The organism is Streptomyces platensis (genome assembly GCF_008704855.1).
Classification (GTDB): Bacteria; Actinomycetota; Actinomycetes; order Streptomycetales; family Streptomycetaceae; genus Streptomyces; species Streptomyces platensis.
Genome location: NZ_CP023691.1, coordinates 5,562,251 through 5,578,327 on the forward strand (window position 1 = coordinate 5,562,251; position 16,077 = coordinate 5,578,327).

Here is a 16,077-nt window from a genome sequence, read left to right on the forward strand (position 1 = left end):
CGGATGCCGAACGAGAGGCTTCGAGCCGCCATGGCAGCCGGAGGGTGGACCCATGCCACCCTCGCAGCCAGGGCTCAGGTGGACCCCAAGTCCGTTGAGCGGTGGGTCAACTTGGGCCGGACCCCTCGCCGGGCGACGGCCCTGCTGGCGGCTGAGACGTTAGGAGAAGACGTGCATGCACTTTGGCCGGCGCTCAGGCAAGCACGCTCTGCCCGCGCTGTGAGCTCTGAGCTGGTCGCGTTGTACGACCAGCGGGCGGACGTTCCCGTGTCCACGTACACGGACATGCTGGCGGAGGCCCGCGAGACCATTGACGTACTCGTCTACGCGGCGGTCTTCCTGCATGAGGGGTTTCCCCGTCTGAATGAACTGTTTCGTGAGCGCGCTGCCGAAGGGTGCTCGGTACGCATCGCGCTGGGCGATGCGGAGAGCGAGAACGTGCGGCAGCGCGGGGAGGAAGAACGGTTCGGGCACGGCATCGAGTCGCGTTGTCGTCTCGCCGTCATGCACTATCGGCCGCTCCTCGGCGTACCGGGAATCGAGATCCGAACTCACGGAACCACGCTGTACAACTCCATCTATAGGGCGGACGATCAGCTCCTGGCCAATGCCCATGTCTGGGGCGTGAACGCCTACGCAGCACCCGTATGGCACCTTCGCCGCTGCGAGGCCGGTGGAGTCTTCGACACCTACGTCCAGAGCTTCGACGCGGTCTGGACGACGGCGAAGCCCGTACCCGAGGAGTGAACCCTGTCGCGTACCGAGTATTACGACGATCCCGATGCCCCCGAGCCCAACAGTCTCGTTGTTGCTGCTTCAGCTGTGGTGACCGACGACGAGGGCCGCATCCTGCTCCAGCGGCGCCGGGACAACGACCTCTGGGCCCTGCCCGGCGGCGGCATGGAGATGACCGACTCCCTTCCCGGTGCCGCGGTCCGGGAGGTCAAGGAGGAGACGGGGCTTGATGTGGAGATCACGGGACTGGTCGGGACGTACACCGATCCCCGTCACGTGATCGCCTACACGGACGGGGAGGTGCGGCGGCAGTTCAACGTGTGCTTCACGGCGCGGGTGGTCGGGGGGCAGCTTGCCATCTCGGATGAGTCCACGGATCTGCGGTTCATCCACCCCGACGAGATGAGCGATCTCCCGATGCACCACACGCAGCAGCTCCGTCTCCAGCACTTTCTGGAGTGTCGGAAGCGCCCGTACCTGGGCTGATGCTCCCGAGTTAGTCCCCGGCCGGAGCCACCCCCACCGGGCAGCTCACGCCCGTCCCCCCGATCCCGCAGTACCCCGTCGGGTTCTTGTCCAGGTACTGCTGGTGATAGCCCTCCGCCGGGTAGAACGGGCGGCCGGTGGCGGGGAGGATTTCTGTGGTGATGTCGCTGTGGCCGGCGTTGTGGAGGACGGTGCGGTAGGCGTCGCGGGAGGATTCGGCGGCTTGTTGCTGGGTGGGGGAGTGGGTGTAGATGGCGGAGCGGTACTGGGTGCCTGTGTCGTTGCCCTGGCGGAAGCCCTGGGTGGGGTCGTGGGACTCCCAGAAGAGCTTCAGGAGGGTCGTGTACGGGACGACCTTGGGGTCGTAGACGACGCGGACGGCCTCGGTGTGGCCGGTGTGGCCGCTACAGACCTCTTCGTAGGTGGGGTTCGGGGTGTGGCCGCCCTGGTAGCCGACGAGGGTGGTCCAGACGCCCTCGGTCTGCCAGAACTTCCGCTCGGCGCCCCAGAAGCAGCCCAGCCCGAAGTCGGCGATCTCCAAGCCGTCCGGGTACGGGCCGAGCAGCGGGTTGCCGAGGACGGTGTGCCGGTCGGGGACGGTGAAGGCCCGCTCGGGGCGGCCTTCCAGCGCCTCCTCCGGGGTGGGGAGCTGGTTCTTGAAGCGGGAGAACAGCACGGGGATCAGCTCCTGAGGGTGAGGGAGGGAAGGGAGGCGAGGGAGGGGAGGGACGACCTGGCGGGCGGTGGGGTGGGGCTGGGGCTCGGGCGGGGACGCTGTGCGGTCGGTGTTCCGTGGCGTACGGCGTGCGGTGAGGCCGCACTCCGAGGAACGCCCGCAGGGCAGTAGGCATTCCGGCCTCCGGACTCGGTTCCCGGGTGTCCGGACTCAGCTCCCGGGTGGCGGAAAGCCCGCGGAGGTGCCGCCGAGCTGTTCCCAGCCGGCGATGGCCAGGGCGCGGTAGGCGGCGTATTCGGCGGCGGGGCTGTGGCCGTAGGACCAGGGGACGGCGCCTACGTGGCCGTCGACGAGGCGGAGCTGTTCCATGGCCTCGGCGTAGCGCTCGGCGCGTACCAGGAACCAGACGAGCAGGTGGCGGACGTGCGGGGCCATGGGGTGGTCGGCGGGGGCCTCGCGGAGGGCGAAGTGGGCGCCCTCGATGGCGCGCTCGACGACCGCGCTCTGGTAGAGGCTGCGGACCATGTTGGCCTCGGGGAGGTGCTCGTAGACCGCGAAGAGCGGGAGGGCCGGGAGGAGGGTCCCCTTGGGGGCGGCGGCCGCGGCGCGCTCGGCGAAGGACTCGGCCTGTTCGCGGGAGCCGTGCCACTTCTGCGACCAGTAGGGGAGCGCGGCGAGGTGGGCGCCCATGTGCTGCGGGGCGCGCTGGGCGACCTTGGACCAGAGCTCCTCGTAGTCGGCGGGGCGGTCGTGCAGGCCGCGGGCGATCGCGAGCTCGGTGATGTACGGGATCGGGCTGCCGGGGGCCAGCAGCGCCGCTTCCCGGCAGACCGTACGGGCCTCCTCCAGAATCATCCGGAAGTCCTGGGAGCCCGGGTCGCGCAGCGCCTGGACGACGAGGAACTGGGCGTGGGTCTGGGCGCCGCCGGCGTCCTTGGGGGCCTCCGAGCGCCAGGTGCGCAGCCAGATCCCGCCGGTCCGGCCGCCGTCGCCGTACCCCGGGCCCGTACCGCGCAGCTGCTGCTCCGACGCCTGCTCCGCGGCCAGCTCGAAGGCCGCGGCACCGGCCAGCGTCTGGACCCGCTGCCAGCGGCGCTCCCAGTCGTCGCCGGTGGACTTCAGCAGCTCGGCGGCCGGGCGCCAGTCGTGCGTGCGGCGCATCTCGGCGAGCGCGTCGGCCAGTTCCTGGTCCGGGCCGGGCAGGCGGACGTCGAGCTCCTCCAGCGGTACGAAGCCGTAGCCCGCCATCGGGTCGGAGGCCACCACCAGGCCCTGCCGGGTGTGCTGCACGGCCCGTCGGCGCCGCATCCAGGGCAGGAAGACGAGGCCGCCGAGCGCGAGCGCGGCGAAGAGAACCAGCAGAGCGTCCATGTGGGGTGTCCTGTACCTGAAATTCTTGTCACGGCTGCCTGGGAGCTGCGGTGCGGCGGAGACGTGGGCGGCGGGTGCGAAGGGCGGTGTGCGGCGGGCGACGACGGGAACCGCTGTGCGGATCCTCGTATGTATCCACTATCCAGCCAACCAGAAAGTTCCGGAAAGTTCGGTTGCGCGGACGACTACCCTCGGCAGGCATGAGCGATCAGCGCGAAGAGCGCCACCAGCATTTCGAAACCCGTGCCATCCACGCAGGTCAGGAGCCTGACGAGGCGACCGGTGCGGTAGTACCTCCCATCTACCAGGTATCCACGTACAAGCAGGACGGCGTGGGCGGGCTCCGCGGCGGCTACGAGTACAGCCGCAGCGCCAACCCGACCCGTACCGCCCTTGAAGAGAACCTCGCAGCCCTGGACGGCGGCCGCCGCGGCCTGGCCTTCGCCTCCGGCCTCGCCGCCGAGGACTGCCTGCTGCGGACCCTGCTGGTCCCCGGCGACCATGTCGTCATCCCCAATGACGCCTACGGCGGCACGTTCCGTCTCATCTCCAAGGTCGTCGAGCGCTGGGGCGTGGAGTGGTCGGTGGCCGACACCTCCGACCCGCAGGCCGTGCGCGCCGCCCTGCGGCCCCGTACGAAGGCGATCTGGGTGGAGACGCCCAGCAACCCGCTGCTGGGCATCACCGACATCGCGGCGCTCGCCGCCGTCGCCCGGGACGCCGGGGTCAAGCTCGTCGTCGACAACACCTTCGCGAGCCCCTACCTCCAGCAGCCGCTCGCCCTCGGCGCCGATGTGGTGGTCTACTCCACGACCAAGTACATGGGCGGGCACTCGGACGTCGTCGGCGGCGCCCTGGTCGTCGGCGACGACACCTTCGGTGAGGAACTCGCCTACCACCAGAACGCGATGGGCGCGGTCTCCGGCCCGTTCGACGCCTGGCTGGTGATGCGCGGCATCAAGACGCTCGCCGTCCGTATGGACCGGCACAGCGCCAACGCGGAGCGCATCGCGGAGCTGCTGAGCAGCCACAACAAGGTGACCCAGGTCTACTACCCCGGGCTGGCCGAGCACCCGGGCCACGATGTGGCCACCAAGCAGATGCGGTCCTACGGCGGCATGGTGTCGTTCCGGGTCGCCGGCGGCGAGCAGGAAGCCGTGGAGGTCTGCAACCGGGCCAAGCTGTTCACCCTCGGTGAGTCGCTGGGCGGCGTCGAGTCGCTGATCGAGCACCCGGGGCGGATGACGCACGCCTCGACGGCCGGGTCGCTCCTGGAGGTCCCCGCCGACCTCGTGCGCCTCTCGGTCGGCATCGAGTCCGTCGACGACCTGCTGGCCGACCTCACGCAGGCGCTGGGCTGACGGGACACCCGCCGGCTCTGCCGTTCACCACCCCTCCGTGCGAGGGGTGGTGTGGGCCGGCGAGGGCAGCCACGGCTGGGCCGCGGCCGCCCAGACCAGTGCCGCCAGCACCAGGAGCGCGAGCAGCCGGCCGAGGCGCCGCGCCCGCCTGCGGTGGATCATCAGGCGGCGGCCGCGGGCGGTGGCGCGCGCGGCCAGATCGGTGGGGACGCGCGGATGCGGCCCGGCCAGCATCCGCCGTACCTCGGTCTCCTTGCGGTCGGCGGGACTCATGGGGCCGTGGGGTCCGGTGTGGTTCCCGTTGCCGGTGCGGGGGCTGAGTCCGCTGCCGGGGACGGGGCCGGTCCGGGGCGGCGGCTGCGCAGCTCCCCGAGGGCGTGCAGGCACAGCGCGTGCACCCGCTCGGCGGGCAGGCCCAGTTGGGCCGCGGTCTGTTCCTCGGCCACGTCCTCGTAGAACCGCAGCACGAGGACCAGCCGCTCCTGCGGGGACAGCCGGTCCAGCAGCCCGCCGCGCGGCCGGCGGTGGCGCCGGGCGGTGTGCGCGAAGCGGGCGGCCAGCTCCTGGCGGGTGTGCGCGTACGGATCGTCGCCGCGCAGCCGGTCCCAGTCGGCGTACGTCCGCGACAGCGCCCGGAGCAGCAACTCCTCGGCGGCCGGGGCGGGCCGGGCGGCGGGCTCGCCGGTCAGCAGGGTGGCGGTGTGCAGCAGCCGGCCCGCCGCGCCCGCCACGAACCGCTCGAACTCCCGGGCGTGGCGGCGCTCCTGCTCCGACCGCCGCTCTCGCACCGCGCCTCCCGGATGACGGACGCACGACCTCCTGGGCTCCTATGGCACGCCAGTACGGTCGGCCGGTCAAGAGGCGGGACGGGCCCGCGGCGCGAGATCCGGGGCCGCGTCAGGTCAGCCGGTGCGCGCGGGCGTCAGGACGTCGGGCCCGCCGGCGGCAAGGACGCGGTGATGTCGCAGAGGGAGGCGTTGAAGCGCGTCAGGAGTGTGGTGAAGGCGGTGCGCTCCTCCTCGGACCACTGCTCCGTCACCAGGGCCATCAGCGCACGGCGCGAGGTGCGCACCTCTTCCAGCCGGGCGTGCCCGCGCTCGGACAGCTGGAGCACCACGGCGCGGCCGTCCTCGGGGTGGGTGGCGCGGCTGACCAGACCGGAGTCGACCAGCGGGGCGACCTGGCGGGTGACCGTCGAGGAGTCGATGCCCATACCGGCGGCGAGGGCCTTGACGCCCATCGGGCCTTCCTGGTCCAGGCGGTTGAGCAGCAGATACGCGGCGCGGTCCATGGAGTTGCGCGCCTGTCCGACGCCGCCGAGCCGGCTCTGTTCTGCACGGCGGGCGAAGACGGCCACTTGGTGCTGTAGCGCGTCGAGGAGAGCGGGGTCGGTGTGGGTCGTCATGTCCGAAGAGGTGGGCATGGCCGGAAGCTCGCTTCGGTGGAAGTGCGTATGGATGGGAGGACAGCGTACGCGGACCCCGCGCGGAGCGTACCTGTGCTGCCCCTTCCGATAACGCCCCGTAACCCCGGGGGGGGGGCGTACGGGACGCCATCCCGCCCCCGCCCGCCGCGTGCCTGATCACCATTCGGGCAGAAAAGGCCCTCCGGTGGGCGAACTGCGAGACTGGCGACATGGCCGACCACACGCCGCGTACGCCGCCTGAGACCGCCGCCGCCGCGCTCCCCGAGGAGGGTCGGGCGGCCGCGATCACGGTCGATGACATCCGGGCGGCGCACAAGATGCTCTCCGGTGTCTCCCGCGCCACCGCGATGGAGGGCAGCCGCTATCTGACCGGGCTGGTCGGCGCGCCCGTGCACCTGAAGTGCGAGAACCTCCAGCGCACCGGCTCCTTCAAGATCCGTGGCGCGTACGTACGGATCGCCGGGCTCTCGGCGCAGGAGCGGGCGGCCGGTGTGGTGGCCGCGAGCGCCGGCAACCATGCCCAGGGGGTGGCGCTGGCGGCGTCCCTGCTGGGGGTGCGCTCGACGGTGTTCATGCCGGTCGGCGCCCCGTTGCCGAAGGTCGCCGCGACCCGTGAATACGGGGCGGAGGTACGGCTCCAGGGCCATGTGGTGGACGAGACGCTGGCCGCCGCCCAGGAGCACGCGCGCGCGACCGGTGCGGTCTTCATCCACCCCTTCGACCACCACGACATCATCGCCGGGCAGGGCACGGTCGGGCTGGAGATCCTCGAACAGTGCCCGGAGGTACGGACCATCGTCGTCGGGGTCGGCGGCGGCGGGCTGGTGGCCGGGATCGCGCTCGCGGTGAAGGCGCTGCGGCCGGATGTCCGGGTCGTCGGGGTGCAGGCGGCGGGCGCGGCCTGCTATCCGCCGTCGCTGGCGGCCGGGCGTCCGGTGGCGATCGAGGGGCTGTCGACGATGGCCGACGGCATCAAGGTCGGGCGGCCCGGCGAGGTGACCTTCGGGATGGTCGAGGAGCTGGTGGACGAGGTCCGTACGGTCACCGAGGACCAGCTCTCCAGTGCGCTGCTGCTGTGTCTGGAGCGGGCCAAGCTGGTGGTGGAGCCGGCCGGGGCGAGCCCGGTGGCGGCGCTGCTCGCCGACCCGGAGTCCTTCGAGGGGCCGGTGGTCGCGGTGCTGTCCGGCGGCAATGTCGACCCGCTGCTGATGCAGCGCATCCTGCGGCACGGGATGGCCGCCGGCGGCCGCTATCTCTCGCTGCGGCTGCGGCTGACGGACCGGCCGGGGGCGCTGGCGACGCTGCTGGGCGTGCTGTCGGTGGCCGATGCGAACGTCCTCGATGTGGGCCATGTGCGGACGGATCCGCGGCTCGGTCTGACCGAGGTCGAGGTGGAGCTGCATCTGGAGACCAAGGGGCCGGCGCACTGCGGCGAACTGCGGGCGGCGCTGCGCGAGGCGGGGTACTTCGTCACGGAGTGAGGCCGCTGCGACGGATGCGCCAAAAGGGATGGGGCCAGGGGGCGTCACGGGTATACGGTGGCGCCCCGCACGCGTCGGCGAACGTCTGTTTCCCTCCGCTTGCCTCCGCCGCCGCGCGCGAAAATCTGGAAACTGTATCGCGATGTATCGCGTCTGACCGTAGTATCGCGGCTGCGGGGTGCCGGTGCGTCATGGCGTTCCGCTGCGGACAAATGCCCACGGAGCAGGCATAGACCGCCAACCGTAATATTCGACCTGGAACTGACCCAAGTCATGGGAGTACCCCTATGCCAGGCGCCATTTACGCCGAAGGTCTGGTCAAGACCTTCGGCGACGTGAGGGCACTGGACGGCGTCGACCTCGACGTCCCCGAAGGAACCGTCCTCGGAATGCTCGGCCCCAACGGTGCCGGCAAGACCACCGCCGTACGGGTCCTGACGACCCTGCTCCAGCCCGACCGGGGCAAGGCGGTCGTCGCCGGGATCGATGTGCTGGCCCACCCCGATAAAGTGCGGCGCTCCATAGGTCTGTCCGGCCAATTCGCCGCCGTCGACGAGTACTTGACCGGCCGCGAGAACCTGATCATGGTCGGCCAGCTCTACCAGATGAGCGGGCGCGACGCGAAGCGGCGAGCCGCTGAACTGCTGGAACGCTTCCATCTCGGCGATGCCGCGGACCGCACCGCCAAGACCTACTCCGGCGGTATGCGCCGCCGGCTCGACCTCGCGGCCGCATTGGTCGTCAGCCCGCCCGTGATGTTCATGGACGAGCCGACCACCGGCCTGGACCCCCGTAACCGCCAGGGTCTGTGGGACGTCATCCAGGAACTGGTCGCCGGCGGCACGACCCTGCTGCTCACCACGCAGTATCTGGAGGAGGCCGACCGCCTCGCCCACGACATCTGCGTCGTCGACCACGGCAAGGTCATCGCCCGCGGCACCTCCGACCAGCTCAAGGCCCGCACCGGCGGCGAGCGCGTCGAGGTCGTCGTGCACGCCCCCGAGCACCTCACCGTCGCCGACGAGGTCCTGCGCGGCTTCGGCAAGGGCGAGGGCACCGTCGAACCGCACACCCGCAAGCTCACGATCCCGGTGACGGGCGGCGCCAAGCTGCTCGCCGAGGTCATCCGCGAACTGGACCTCCGCGGCGTGGAGATAGATGACATCGGGCTGCGCCGCCCGACCCTCGACGATGTGTTCATCTCGCTGACCGGCCACGCCGCCGAGACCGCGGACGGCGACGGCAACGGCGCGGGCGCCGCGGATGCCGGTCCGGGCGACGGGGGCTCCGTCGGGAAGCAGAAGAAGCGCGGGAAGGCCGGAGCGGCGGCCGACACCCCGGACGCGGACGTGACGACCGACAAGGAGGGCGTGAAGTGACCACGGTGACCGAAGCGGCCGACACCGCCCCCATCCGGCCCCCACGGCCCCGCGGCGGCTTCAGCCGGTCCGTACGCGACTCCCTGGTGGTCGCCAGGCGCAATCTGATACGGATGCTGCGCATTCCCGAAGTGGTGATCTTCGGGCTGATCCAGCCGATCATGTTCGTGGTGCTGTTCACGTACGTCTTCGGCGGTTCCATCAACATCCCCGGCGCCCCCGTGGGCAACGCCCAGGCGTATCGCGAGTTCCTGATGGCCGGGATCTTCGCGCAGACGGTCACCTTCGCCACGGCGGGCGCCGGCGCGGGTATCGCCGATGACATGCACAAGGGCCTCATCGACCGGTTCCGGTCGCTGCCGATGTCCCGGGGCGCGGTGCTCACCGGCCGCACCCTCGCCGACCTCGTGCAGACCGCGCTGACGCTGGTGGTGCTGGCCGTCGTCGCGCTGCTGATCGGCTGGCGCACCCACGAGAGCCTCGCCGAGGTGCTGGCCGGCTTCGCGCTGCTGCTCCTGCTCGGCTACGCCTTCTCGTGGATCGGCGCGCTCATCGGCCTCTCGGTGCGCACGCCCGAGGCGGCCACCTCCGGCGGGCTGATCTGGCTCTTCCCGCTGACCTTCATCTCGAATGCGTTCGTGCCGGTCAACGGCATGCCGGCGTTTCTCCAGCATGTCGCGGAGTGGAATCCGTTCAGTGCGACGGTGGCCGCCGCCCGGGAGCTGTTCGGCAACACCATCGACCGGGTGCCGAAGTCGGTGACCGGAGCCTGGCCGATGGAACATCCGGTGATCGCCTCGGTGATCTGGTCCCTGGTGATCATCGCGGTCTTCCGGACGCTGGCCGTCCGCAAATACCGATCGGCCGCGGCCTGAGCGGGCGGGACGGCCCCCGGCGGGCCCTGCGGCTCAGGGCGCAGGGGAGCCCGGCGGCGTACGGCATCGGACCGAGCGGCGTACGGAACGGCGTACGGAACGGCGAAGCGGCCCGGAGCATCACGCTCCGGGCCGCTTCGATGTCTGCGGTGTCTCGGCCTCAGCCCGTGTACGGCTTGGCGTCGAGGATCTTCACGGTCGCCTTCTTGCCGTTGGGGAGCTCGTACTCCGCCTCGGCGCCGACCTTCTTGCCGTTCACGCCGGTGCCCAGCGGTGACTGGGGGGAGTAGGTCTCGATGTCCGAGCTCGCGTACTCCCGGGAGGCCAGAAGGAACGACAGCGTGTCGTCCGGGTCCCCGTCGAACGCGATGGTGACGACCATGCCGGGCGCGACGACGCCGGTCTCGGCAGGCGCCTCGCCGACCTTCGCGGTCTGGAGCAGCTGGGTGAGCTGGCGGACGCGCAGCTCCTGCTTGCCCTGCTCTTCCTTGGCCGCGTGGTACCCGGCGTTCTCCTTCAGGTCACCTTCCTCGCGGGCGGCCGCGATCTTTTCGGTGATCTCGGCGCGTGCGGGACCAGACAGGTGCTCCAGCTCGGCCTTGAGCTGGTCATACGCCTCCTGGGTAAGCCAGGTGACGTTCTCGCTGGTCTGGGTCACAGGTGCTCCTCGTCGGTACTGGGGATAAATCAAACGCCCTACCAGGAAGGTTTGCGCCTTCACAGGTGGGCGAAACCACGAGCCTAACAATTCCGGCACAAAACGGGGAAGAGGAAATTCACAGCGACCGCACAGCAGCGCATCATCCCTGCTCAGAGGCGGTAACGACACGCCCCGTGCCGGCCGTGGCCCAGGTGGTACGGGTGGGGCGGGCGGTGCGGTTGACCCGGCCGGTGGGCGTGTGGCGGGTGGGCCGGGCGGTCGGCGATGGGGGTGCGTGGGTCGGGCGGTGGGGTCAGCCCGTACCGGACGCCGTGCAGCCGACGAGTACGGCGTTGGTGGCCCGCTTGGTCGTCCGCAGGGTGACCTCGGTGTCCACCTGGCCCGTGCGCTGGTCGACGGTGACGTCCTTACGGCCGACCTCGGAGCCGTCCTCGGCCTGCGAGCGGAGCGTGCACACACCCTTGGCGCCGGTGTCCTTGACGACTTCGAGATGGACCTTGACGGCGTGGTCGGAGACCGCGTCCCAGGCGATCACGCGGCCGCTGAGGTCCTGCCCCGTGATGTAGGAGATACCGGACCAGCCGATCACGCCCAGCAGCGCGGCGCCGAGCACCGCGCCGATGATCTTGAGCTTGCGGTCCGCGCGCTGATCCGCGGAAGGGCCGTAGCGTCCGCCGGGGAGCCCGTCGCGCACCGCGGTCATGATCAACTCCTCCTGGATGCAGGGACCTCACTCGTGAACCCCCGGGGGGTCCCCGCCCCTGGGAATACAGCGCCCCTCGCTTCGGTCACTATAGGAGGCATCTTCTCCGGCCCTTCATTGAGGATCGAGTCTTGACTGAGCAGCTGCGATTGATGGCGGTTCACGCCCACCCCGACGACGAGTCGAGCAAGGGTGCGGCCACCATGGCCAAGTACGTGTCCGAGGGGGTGGACGTGCTGGTCGCCACCTGCACAGGCGGTGAGCGAGGATCCATCCTCAACCCCAAACTCCAGGGCGATCCGTATATCGAGGAGAACATCCACGAGGTACGGAAGAAGGAAATGGACGAGGCCCGGGAGATCCTGGGCGTCAAGCAGGAGTGGCTGGGCTTTGTCGACTCCGGGCTGCCCGAGGGCGACCCGCTGCCGCCGCTGCCCGACGGCTGCTTCGCCTTGCAGGACGTCGAGGAGGCGGCCGAGCCCCTCGTCCGGCTGATCCGGAAGTTCAAGCCGCAGGTCATCACGACCTACGACGAGAACGGCGGCTATCCGCACCCGGACCACATCATGACCCACAAGATCACGATGGTGGCCTTCGAGGCGGCCGGCGACCCGGAGAAGTACCCGGAGGCCGGTGAGCCCTGGCAGCCCCAGAAGCTCTACTACAACCAGGGCTTCAACAAGCCGCGCACGATCGCGCTGCACGAGGCGCTGCTGGCGCGCGGGATGGACTCGCCCTACGGCGAGTGGCTGGAGCGCTGGAAGCAGTTCGAGCAGCGTGAGCGCACGCTGACCACTTATGTTCCGTGCGATGAGTTCTTCGAGATCCGTGACAAGGCGCTGATCGCCCACGCCACCCAGATCGACCCCGACGGCGGGTGGTTCCGGGTGCCGATGGACATCCAGCGCGAGGTCTGGCCGACGGAGGAGTACGAGCTCGCGAAGTCGCTCGTGGACACTTCCCTCCCCGAGGGCGACCTCTTCGCGGGCATCCGCAACAATTGACCCCATGATGAGCGCGACCAGCACCCTCGCCCTGACGCACTTCGTCACCCTTGCCGACAGCTTCGACAAGAACAAGGTGACGCCCGGCGTCCTCGGCTTCATCGTCTTCGCGGTCATCGGCGGCGCCGTGTGGCTGCTGATGAAGTCCATGAACAAGCACATGAAGAAGGTGGACTTCGAGGAGCAGCCGGAGGGCGGCGAGGCAGGCACCACCACCACCGCCGCGCCGGCGGCCGAGCCGAAGACCAGCTGAGCGCGGGGCCCGCCGGCCCGCCCACAGCGAGGACCACTCGGCCCACGGGCCGGCCGCTCCGTGCGGACCGGCCGCTCCGTGGAGCCCGGTGGTCCGCAGAGACCGGGTGGCGGTCGACGGCCGGCCGATGGACACGGTCGGCTGACCGGCCCGGCGGCTCGTCGGTCCGAGCGGCCGGCGAGCCGGGCCCGCACGCCGTCGCAGCATCACCGCGCACGGCCGCGGCGGCGCGCCCCGGCGTACCCCGCAGCGCACCCGGCCAGCCCGGCATCGTTCCGCCCGCACCCGGCATCGCTCCCGGCCCGCCCGGCCGTCACTCCGCGCCGGCCGGGGCGATCAGCACGCCCATGACCTCGCGCGCATGGCGGTGCGGCACCATGCCCAGCCGCCAGGCCTGCCAGCCCGACTCCGGCTCCACCCCGCGCTCCAGCAGCAGCGCGAACGCCTCCACGCAGTCCTCCAGCTTGGCGTCGCGGGTCGCATGCTTCTCCCGGACCAGCTGCGCCAGCTCCTCCTGGGCGACGGCCGTGCCCACCACGGAGCCGCCCGGTGAGGCGAGCGGCAGCAGCGTGCAGCGCAGGAACCGCGCCCAGTCCTCACCGCGCCGGTCGCCGTAGCCGGCGAAGAGCCGCGCCGCCTCGTCGGCCAGCTCCAGGGCCTGCGCCGCCCGGCCGTTGCCGGCGTCGATGATCAGCAACTCCAGGCAGGACCATGCCTCCCCGTGGGGCACCCCGATCCGCTGGAAGTCCTTACGGGCGTCCTGGAGCAGCTGCCGGGCGAAGCCGCTGTTGCGCAGCGAACCGGTCTGCTCGGCCCGCAGATCGCGGGTGACCCGGCCCGAATGATGCCGGGCGCAGGCGAGTCCGTAGCCGTCCTGCATCCGGCTGAACATCGTCCGGGACCGCTCCAGCTGCCGCAGCGCCGCATCGCGTTCACCGCGCTCCTCCAGCGCCTGGCCCAGGTAGTACATCGTCCAGGCCTCACCGCGGGCGTCCTCGTGCTGGTGGTGCAGCGGCAGCGCCTGCCGCAGCTGGTCCACCGCGGGCCCCGGATCGCCGTCCACCAGCCGGGCGCGCGCCAGCTGCGTCATCGCCCAGGCCTCACCACGCTCGTCGTGCGTCCGGCCGTAGAGCTCCATCGCCGCCTGGAGGGCATGCTCCGCGGCCGGTACATCGCCCCTGCGCAGATGCACCTGGCCGAGCTGGAAGTGCGCCCAGGCCTGGCCGTGCACGCTCTCGCTCTCCTCGTGGAGCTCCAGCGCCTCGCGCAGCATGGCGACGGCGTCGGCGAGCTGTGCGCGGTCCCGCTCCACCGCGGCCAGGGCGTGCAGCGTCCACGCCCGGTCGCCGTGCATGTCCGCGCCGGACTGGAGCTCCAGCGCCTCACGGAGCTTGGCCGAGGCCTCGGTGAGATGGCCCTGCTGCTGGAGCGTGATGCCCAGATCGCGCAGCGCTCGGGCGGCACCCGCCGGATGCTGCGCCTCGAAATACAGATCCACCACCGACGACAGGGTCGTCCGCGCCGTGTCCAGCTCGCCGAGCTGCCGGGCCGCCACACCTGTACGCCACTGCACCGAGCGGACCAGCAGCCCCTGCCCGACGGCCCGGGTCAGCTCGCTCAGCTCGCCCAGCCGGTAGAGATCGCCGCGCAGCAGGCAGTAGTCGGCCAGCGCGCCCAGCAGATGCGAGACCGCCGCCTGGTCCACCCCGTGATCGGCATGGCGCAGCGCGGAGGTGATGAAGCTGCTCTCGTCGTCCAGCCACTGGAGGGCTGCGTCCAGGGAGGTGAAGCCGTGCGATCCGAAGCGGTCGGCGCGGGTGGACGTACGGCCGTCGACCAGCCGGATGACCGAGTCGGCCAGCTCCGCATAGCCGCGGATCAGCCGCTCCTGGGCCGCGCTGCGCTCGCCCGGTTCCTCCTCGTCCACCAGCCGGTCGTGCGCGAAGCTGTGCACCAGGGCATGCAGGCGGTAGCGCTCGCCGCGGACGTGCTCGATCAGCCCCGCGCGGGCCAGCGTCGTCAGCTGCCGGGCCGCCTCGGCCTGTTCGACGCCCAGCAGCGCCGCCGAGGCCGCCGCCCCCAGGCTCGCCCGGCCCACCAGCGCCAGCCGGCGCAGCAGCCGCCGGGCCGTCTCCGACTGGTCGGAGTAGCGCAGCCACAGGGCCCGCTCCACCGGCGACCGCTCCTCATGGGCCGCGAGATCCGTGGCCAGCGCGGCGGGGGTGCGCGTACCGAGCGAGGAGCCCGCCACCCGCAGCGCCAGCGGCAGTCCGGCGCACAGGCCGGAGATCTCCTCGATCGCCCGCGAGTCGTACGGGCCGGCCGGGTCCGGGGCCTCGCCGCCACCCGCGGCGGTGGCCCGCAGCAGCTCCTCCGTGCCCGCGGTGTCCAGCGGTCCCACCGGCAGCTGATGCACCCACGCCTGGAGGTCCTCGGGCAGCTCCAGCGGCGTACGGGAGGTGACCAGCACCAGGCTGTCGGACCGCTCCGGCACCAGCGTGCGCACCTGCTCCGGATCCGCGGCGTCATCCAGCAGCACCGTCACCGGCAGGCCGGTCAGATGGTGGTGATACAGCTCGGCGAGCCGCTTGACCTGCTGTTCCTGGGACGGCCGCTCGCGGAACAGCAGCTGCTCGCGCGGCGCGCCCAGCCGGTTGAGCAGATGCAGCAGCGCGTCCCGGGTGGGCAGCGGCACCTCACCGGGGGTGTCACTGCGCAGATCCACCACACACGCACCACGGAACTGATCGCGCAGCTGGTGGGTGGCCCGCACCGCCAGCGCCGTCCGGCCCGACCCCGGCTCGCCGTGCAGCACCACCACGGTCGGCTTGGTTTCCGTGCTCGCCCGGGCCGCGTGCACCCACTGGGCGATCTGCGTCAGCTCCGCCCGCCGCCCGGCGAACGGGCCGTCCGGACGCGGTAGTTGGGCGAACGAATGCTCCAGTACGGACCGCTGGCGGGCCGCCGCGCTGCGGTCCGCGCCGCGCAACTGCGGCCCACGGGTGGACGCCGAGGCGGCCGGCTGGGACGCCGTGCCGCCGCCGCGGGCCGCAGCCGTCAGCATCCGCTGCTGGTCCAGGAACGGACGGATGCCCCGCACCTCCAGCGCCGTCAGCCACTGGAGCCGCAGCTGCTGGGCGCCGCCCGGCTGGCCACGCTTCCCGGCCTCCTGGTGGGCCGCCGGCCAGTGCCCCGCGGTCAGCTTCAGGACCGTGGCCGCCGCCCCCGCCACCACCACGACCGCCCCTACGCCCAGCGCCGCGCCCGCGCCCGTGCCGTACGCGAGGTCCGCGCCGCAGGCCGCCACCGCCGCCGCGGCCGTCGCCACCGCGGGGGTCCCCAGCTCCTTGCGGGAGAGCCGCCGGCCCAGCGAGGGCTGACCGGCGGCCGCCTCGTCCAGCGCCCGCACATATGCGGAGTACTCCTCGGTGGCGCTGCCCGCGAGCTCCTCCAGCGCCGAGCGTGCCCTGCTGAGCAGCGTGTCCCCGTCGAGCCGTCCGCCCGAGCGCCGCACCTCTTCCTCGACCGCCCTGGTCAACAGCGCTTCCGCTTCCGCCCGGTGGCCGTCGCGCAGCACAGCCAGTGAGCCCGGCATGCCATCCCCCTCCAGCAGTTCCAGCAGTCTCCAGCGGTGATCGTCGCCGCACGCACAGTGTTCCGCGTCCG

At 71.5% G+C, this 16,077-nt stretch carries 16 protein-coding genes; 8 read left to right on the forward strand and 8 right to left on the reverse strand.

Annotation, left to right across the window (positions count from 1 at the left end; translation table 11 throughout):
- The first annotated feature begins 3 nt into the window (after positions 1 to 3).
- Positions 4 to 747, forward strand: coding sequence for a helix-turn-helix domain-containing protein (locus CP981_RS24765; protein ID WP_085924706.1), 744 nt, complete (start codon positions 4 to 6; stop codon positions 745 to 747).
- A 3-nt stretch (positions 748 to 750) separates the two neighbouring features.
- Positions 751 to 1,221, forward strand: coding sequence for an NUDIX domain-containing protein (locus tag CP981_RS24770; RefSeq protein WP_085924705.1), 471 nt, complete (start codon positions 751 to 753; stop codon positions 1,219 to 1,221).
- 10 nt (positions 1,222 to 1,231) lie between these two features.
- Here CP981_RS24770 and msrA read toward each other — a convergent pair whose 3' ends face one another.
- Positions 1,232 to 1,897 (reverse strand): peptide-methionine (S)-S-oxide reductase MsrA, encoded by a 666-nt coding sequence (gene msrA, locus CP981_RS24775; protein WP_085924704.1) that lies wholly within the window; start codon positions 1,895 to 1,897, stop codon positions 1,232 to 1,234.
- Between the two features lie 210 nt (positions 1,898 to 2,107).
- On the reverse strand, positions 2,108 to 3,268 hold the full coding sequence (locus CP981_RS24780; RefSeq protein WP_085924703.1) for a hypothetical protein: 1,161 nt from the start codon (positions 3,266 to 3,268) through the stop codon (positions 2,108 to 2,110).
- Positions 3,269 to 3,468: 200 nt separating this feature from the next.
- Here CP981_RS24780 and CP981_RS24785 point away from each other — a divergent pair, with 200 nt between their 5' ends.
- Entirely contained in the window at positions 3,469 to 4,629 is a 1,161-nt protein-coding gene (locus CP981_RS24785) for a cystathionine gamma-synthase (RefSeq protein WP_085924702.1), read from the forward strand.
- A 24-nt stretch (positions 4,630 to 4,653) separates the two neighbouring features.
- Here the strand turns inward: CP981_RS24785 and CP981_RS24790 are convergent, their stop codons facing one another.
- The 3 genes from CP981_RS24790 to CP981_RS24800 form a co-directional block, all read right to left on the reverse strand.
- Positions 4,654 to 4,902: a hypothetical protein gene (locus tag CP981_RS24790; protein ID WP_085924701.1), complete on the reverse strand. Its 249-nt coding sequence runs from the start codon at positions 4,900 to 4,902 to the stop codon at positions 4,654 to 4,656.
- The gene (locus CP981_RS24795; protein WP_085924700.1) at positions 4,899 to 5,417 is read right to left on the reverse strand and encodes a sigma factor-like helix-turn-helix DNA-binding protein; all 519 of its coding nucleotides are present in this window, start codon (positions 5,415 to 5,417) and stop codon (positions 4,899 to 4,901) included. The genes CP981_RS24790 and CP981_RS24795 overlap by 4 nt, the downstream gene beginning before the upstream one ends.
- Before the next feature lie 134 nt (positions 5,418 to 5,551).
- A complete protein-coding gene (locus CP981_RS24800; protein ID WP_085924699.1) occupies positions 5,552 to 6,052 on the reverse strand; it encodes a MarR family winged helix-turn-helix transcriptional regulator in 501 nt (166 codons plus the stop codon).
- Positions 6,053 to 6,264: 212 nt separating this feature from the next.
- On the opposite strand from CP981_RS24800, the gene ilvA reads away from it, so the two are divergent.
- The 3 genes from ilvA to CP981_RS24815 all read left to right on the forward strand — a co-directional run bounded on the left by ilvA (position 6,265) and on the right by CP981_RS24815 (position 9,790).
- Positions 6,265 to 7,536, forward strand: coding sequence for a threonine ammonia-lyase (gene ilvA, locus CP981_RS24805; protein ID WP_085924698.1), 1,272 nt, complete (start codon positions 6,265 to 6,267; stop codon positions 7,534 to 7,536).
- Between the two features lie 287 nt (positions 7,537 to 7,823).
- A complete protein-coding gene (locus CP981_RS24810) occupies positions 7,824 to 8,915 on the forward strand; it encodes an ATP-binding cassette domain-containing protein (protein WP_085924697.1) in 1,092 nt (363 codons plus the stop codon).
- Positions 8,912 to 9,790 carry an ABC transporter permease gene (locus CP981_RS24815; RefSeq protein WP_244329780.1) on the forward strand — a complete coding sequence of 293 codons (879 nt, stop codon included), beginning with the start codon at positions 8,912 to 8,914 and terminating at the stop codon, positions 9,788 to 9,790. Before CP981_RS24810 ends, CP981_RS24815 begins: the two co-directional genes overlap by 4 nt.
- Positions 9,791 to 9,950: 160 nt before the next feature.
- Here CP981_RS24815 and greA read toward each other — a convergent pair whose 3' ends face one another.
- Both greA and CP981_RS24825 read right to left on the reverse strand, forming a co-directional pair.
- Positions 9,951 to 10,448, reverse strand: a complete 498-nt coding sequence (gene greA / locus CP981_RS24820) for a transcription elongation factor GreA (protein ID WP_042147922.1) — start codon at positions 10,446 to 10,448, stop codon at positions 9,951 to 9,953.
- A gap of 295 nt (positions 10,449 to 10,743) precedes the next feature.
- On the reverse strand, positions 10,744 to 11,154 hold the full coding sequence (locus tag CP981_RS24825; protein WP_085924696.1) for a DUF4307 domain-containing protein: 411 nt from the start codon (positions 11,152 to 11,154) through the stop codon (positions 10,744 to 10,746).
- Positions 11,155 to 11,285: 131 nt separating this feature from the next.
- On the opposite strand from CP981_RS24825, the gene mca reads away from it, so the two are divergent.
- Complete coding sequence (gene mca / locus CP981_RS24830; protein WP_085924695.1) at positions 11,286 to 12,158, forward strand: mycothiol conjugate amidase Mca; 873 nt, start codon at positions 11,286 to 11,288, stop codon at positions 12,156 to 12,158.
- Between the two features lie 4 nt (positions 12,159 to 12,162).
- Positions 12,163 to 12,411 (forward strand): RAMP4 family protein, encoded by a 249-nt coding sequence (locus CP981_RS24835; protein WP_085924694.1) that lies wholly within the window; start codon positions 12,163 to 12,165, stop codon positions 12,409 to 12,411.
- 313 nt (positions 12,412 to 12,724) lie between these two features.
- Here CP981_RS24835 and CP981_RS24840 read toward each other — a convergent pair whose 3' ends face one another.
- On the reverse strand, positions 12,725 to 16,006 hold the full coding sequence (locus tag CP981_RS24840) for a tetratricopeptide repeat protein (RefSeq protein ID WP_085924693.1): 3,282 nt from the start codon (positions 16,004 to 16,006) through the stop codon (positions 12,725 to 12,727).
- Positions 16,007 to 16,077: the final 71 nt, after the last annotated feature.